This is a genomic window from Rathayibacter sp. AY1D5 (assembly GCF_002932515.1).
Lineage (GTDB): Bacteria > Actinomycetota > Actinomycetes > Actinomycetales > Microbacteriaceae > Rathayibacter.
The window spans coordinates 1-4,595 of sequence record NZ_PSVU01000090.1 but is presented as its reverse complement, the minus strand read 5'-3'; the positions used below and the strand labels follow the sequence as shown (position 1 = coordinate 4,595).

Below are 4,595 nucleotides of genomic sequence, written 5' to 3'. Positions count from 1 at the left end.
CTGGACCGCGGCTCCGGACGTCGTCCGCACCAGGACTCTCTCGCCCAGGTCCCAGTCGGTCGCGTTCGCTCTGGCGGGCTACGCGTACTCGACCGGCTCCTACTCGGTGACCGCGACGTCCACCTCGGGTCTCCCGGTGGACTTCACGACCACGACGCCGGAGGTCTGCCGGCTCGACGGCACTCCGTTCCTCTTCGAGGGACTGAGCCGGTCCGTGTTCGCGGGCGTCGCCGCGGGGACCTGCGTCGTCCGCGCCGGCCAGCCCGGCGACCAGCGCTACGCGGCGGCCCCGGCGGTCGAGACGAGCTTCACGGTGGTCGCGAAGCCGGTGGAGGAGGTGGTGCGGAAGGCGCAGAGCATCGACTTCCTCCTCCCCACGAGCGCTCTCACGACGGATGAGGACGCCGACCTCCGCGCCAGTGCCGGCAGCGGTCTGCCGGTCACGGTCACGAGCACGACCCCGGAGGTCTGCTCGATCATCGGCGGCACCTCCGTGCGCAACCTCCGCCCGGGCACCTGCACCATCCGCTTCGACCAGGAGGGCTCGGAGCTCTACCTCCCCGCGCCGCAGCGCACCGGATCGTTCACCGTCGACCGCCTCCCGCAGAGCATCGTCTACGACTACCCGCACGGCATCGACACCGCGCGCTCCGCCACCTACTCCCCCGTCGCGACAGCCACGTCGGGGCTTCCCACGACCTACGGCGCGACCGGCGGCTGCACCATCGCCGACGGCGTGGTGACCTTCACCGAGGTCGGCGAGGAGTGCGTCGTCACCGCCGACCAGCTCGGGAACGCGGACTACGCGCCCGCTCTGCAGCGGTCGTCCACCTTCACGGTGCGGAAGGGACCCCAGACGATCACCCTCGCCCCGACCCCTCCCACGACCGGAGCCGTCGGCGACACCGTCACCCTCACGATGACCGCGAGCTCGGGCCTGCCCGCCTTCGCCGTCGCGTACGACGCCTGCCGCACGACCCGGGTCGATCCGGGCTCCGTCGACATCCTCCTCACCGCTGTCGGCACCTGCTCGTACTACGCGTTCCAGCAGGGCGACTCCACCTATCAGCAGGCTCCGAACGTCGCCGGCACCGTTCAGGTGACCCTTCCGGCCCAGACGATCGCCTTCACCTCCACTCCCCCCTCCCCCGCCGTCCCGGGCGGCACCTACACGCCCGCCGCGACGGGCGGCGCGTCCGGGCAGCCGGTCGTGCTCGCCGCCTCGGGCGCCTGCACCCTGACGGACGGCGTCGTCACCTTCGGAGGCGCCGGCACCTGCACCGTCACCGCCGATCAGGCCGGCGACTCCGGTCATCTCGCCGCTGCGCAGGTCTCGCAGACCATCGCGGTGGGCCTGGCCGCCGGGTCCGTCTCGTTCGGCGGCGACGCTCCGGTCGACGCGGTCGTCGGCGGATCGTCCACGCCGGTGATCGTCCGGGGCCCGTCCTCCGCCGATCCGCTGCTCGCCGCCTCGGGAGCCTGCTCGGTCTCCGGGGGCTCGGTCTCCTACGACCACGCCGGCACCTGCACCCTGACCCTCGAGCAGGCCGGCGACGCTGCGCACGCCGCTGCTCACGCCGACCGCGCCTTCACGATCGGCAGGGCTGCGCAGACCGTCGCCTTCACCTCCACCGCTCCCGCGGCGGTCGTCGGAGGAACGTGGACTCCGACCGTCACCGGCGGCGCGTCGAGCGCCCCGATCGTCCTCGGGACCGCCTCCGCGGCCTGCACCGTCGCGAACGGCACCGTGACCTTCGCCGCTCCGGGAGACTGCGTGCTGACCCTCGACCAGGCCGGCGACGCCGACCGCGACGCCTCCCCGCAGGCGACCCGCACCCTCGCGGTGACCGCCGCGTCGGTCGAGAAGAAGCCGCAGACCGTCGCGTTCACCGCGAACACCTCGGCGACCCCCGCCACCGGAGTCGCCTACTCCCTCGCCGCGCGGGCCTCCTCCGGGCTCGCGGTGACCTACACCGCCACCGGCCCGTGCACCGTCACCTCGGCGGGCACCGTCACCCTCACCGGGACCAGCGCCTGCACCGTCACCGCCGCTCAGGCCGGTGACGGCACCTGGGCCGCCGCGGCCGCCACCCGCATCGTCAAGGTCGTCCCGGGCAGCCGCGCCGACCTCAAGGTCGCCCTCACCCCCACCACCACGAAGATCACCGGGAGGACCCTCACCGCCACCACCACCGTCACCAACGTCGGCACCCGCGACACCGGATCCACCGTCATCCAGATGATCGTCCCCACCAGCGTGACCGACACCGGAGGCGCCACCCGCACCCCCGGCAGGATCGCCGGGACGACCGTCCTCACCTGGAAGATCCCCACCCTCGGAGCCGGGCAGAGCACCACCCGGACCGTCGTCCTCACCCCCCGGACGGGCACGTCGACGATCACCGCCAAGAGCTCCACCGCGATCGGCGACCCCACCCCCGCGAACAACACCGTCACCAGGAGCTACAAGAAGTAGGCGCGGCCGGGGGCGGCCCCTCGACGGGAGCGGAGGCGTTCCGGACGAGTGGCCGTCCGTCGTCTCGCGACGCCGATCGGTCGGGGCCCGACAGCCCTGACCCCCCGATCCCGCCGCAGGCCCTCTCCCGCGCCTGTCCGGGGGTGCCGGCTCGGCCCGGCGCCGGTGACACGCGGCGCGGTTCTGCCAGGATCGACACCAGCACGCTCATCGTCTCGATCCGGTCCGCCGGATCCCTCCTCGACAAGGACGGCACTGTGGGAATTCGCGAGTACGGACGTCTTCTCCGCCGGGGCTGGCTCGTCATCTCGATCTTCGTCGCCCTCGGCCTCGCGGCCGCCTCCGTGGCGACCATGGCGTCGGAGTCGGAGTACCGGGCGCAGACGACCGTGTTCGTCTCCGTCGCGACCGCCGACAACCAGTCCAGCGCCGAGGTCGGCGCGTCCTTCACCAGTGCCGAGGCCCGCGTGGCCTCCTACGTCGCGCTGGTCGACTCGAGCTCGGTGCTGCAGCCCGTCATCGACGACCTCGGACTCGACATGACCGTCGGCGACCTGGCGGGCGAGGTCACGCCGGCCGCGCTCCCCGGCACGGTCATCATGAGCATCGACGTGGTCGACGCGGACGCCCAGCAGGCGGCGCGGATCGCCGACGCGGTCGCCGAGAGCCTGCGCAGCTACGTCGCGCAGATCGAGCGCCCCGTCACGGGCGGCGCGAGCCGGGTCGACGTGAAGGTGCTCGAGGCCGCCTCCGTGCCGGGCTCGCCGCTCAGCCCCGACCTGCTCGTCTACCTGGTGCTCGGCGGAGCGACCGGCCTCATCCTCGGCGTCGGCGTCGTCGTGCTGCGCTCGCTCGGCGACTCCCGCATCCGCTCGGCGAAGGACGTCGCCGCCGGCACCACCCTGCCGGTGCTCGAGTCGATCCCCTTCGACACGGCCGTCCGCCGCTCCCCCCTCGTCGTGGACGGCCGCAGCGCCGTCGCCGAGTCGTTCCGGATGCTGCGCACGACGCTCCTCTTCGGCTCCGGCACCCACGAGCGCACCCTGCTCGTCACCTCCGCCCGCGAGGGCGACGGCAAGAGCACGGTGGCCGCGAACCTCGCCGTGTCGATCGCCCAGATCGGCCGCACCGTGGTGCTGATCGACGCCGACCTGCGCGACCCGGCGCAGTCGACGGTCTTCCGCGTCCCCACGGGCGGACCGACCCTCGCCGACCTGCTCCGCACCGGCACCCTGCCCGCCGACGGGTCGCTGCCCGTCAGCGCGCAGGGCGTCACGGTGCTCACGGCCGGCGGCAGCCAGGCGAACCCGAGCGACCTGATCGGCACCCCCGCGATGGAGCGCGTGATCGCGCACCTCTCGCGCCGCTTCGACCACGTGATCGTCGACTCCCCCGCGATCCTCTCGGCCACCGACGCGGTGCTGCTGGGCAAGATGGTCGCCACGACCGTCCTCGTCGCGGGCGCCGGGGTCTCGTCCTCGGCCGACCTCGTCGCCGCGGCCGACCGGCTACGGGACGTCGGGGGCGACGTCCTCGGGACCGTGGTCGCGCAGGCTCCCCGCAGCACGGTCGTCGCCGCCGCGGCGACGGCGTCCGCCTGAGACCCGGGAGCGCTGCAGCCGGTGCCGGCGCCCCTCCCCGCGGGGAGTGACGACGTGGGCCCCGGTGCCGGCGCGCGGCCCGTCGAGGTGGGCGGCGTTGCGCGAGGGTGAGGGCTCGCGGACCCGGGCGGTGCCCGCGCGCACCGCCTGCTCGGCCCGCCCCGCCACGACGCCCATGCCGCAGACGATCCAGAGCGTGTACGCCACCGGACCCTCCTGGAGCGTCGGCAGCACCGTGTAGCTGACCAGCGTGCCCGCGACCACGGCCGTGGGCAGGAAGCCGTCGAGCGTCGGCGCGCGCAGCCCGCGGAGGAACAGGTACACCAGCAGCGCCGCGAACAGCAGCATCACGATGATCCCCGACTCGATCGCGAGCACGAGGAAGAAGCTCTCGACGAGGACGCTGTCGGTCGAGTACAGCTGCGCGCGCGGGCCGACCTTGCCGAGGCCGAAGCCGAACGGGTGCGCGACGAGCAGCGGGATGTTCTCGAGCAGGCTGTCGCTGTGGCCGATCAGCG

General features: G+C 73.7%; 3 protein-coding genes. 2 read left to right on the top strand and 1 reads right to left on the bottom strand.

The window, feature by feature from the left end; all coding sequences use genetic code 11:
* On the top strand, positions 1 to 2,476 hold a 2,476-nt coding region (locus tag C5C82_RS17715), incomplete at its 5' end, for a DUF11 domain-containing protein (protein ID WP_219814863.1).
* Between the two features lie 257 nt (positions 2,477 to 2,733).
* The gene (locus C5C82_RS16695) at positions 2,734 to 4,077 is read left to right on the top strand and encodes a polysaccharide biosynthesis tyrosine autokinase (protein ID WP_146086026.1); all 1,344 of its coding nucleotides are present in this window, start codon (positions 2,734 to 2,736) and stop codon (positions 4,075 to 4,077) included.
* Here the strand turns inward: C5C82_RS16695 and C5C82_RS17710 are convergent.
* Positions 3,985 to 4,595, bottom strand: a 611-nt coding sequence (locus C5C82_RS17710) for a hypothetical protein (protein WP_181134471.1), incomplete at its 5' end; no start/stop codon positions are given. The genes C5C82_RS16695 and C5C82_RS17710 overlap by 93 nt on opposite strands.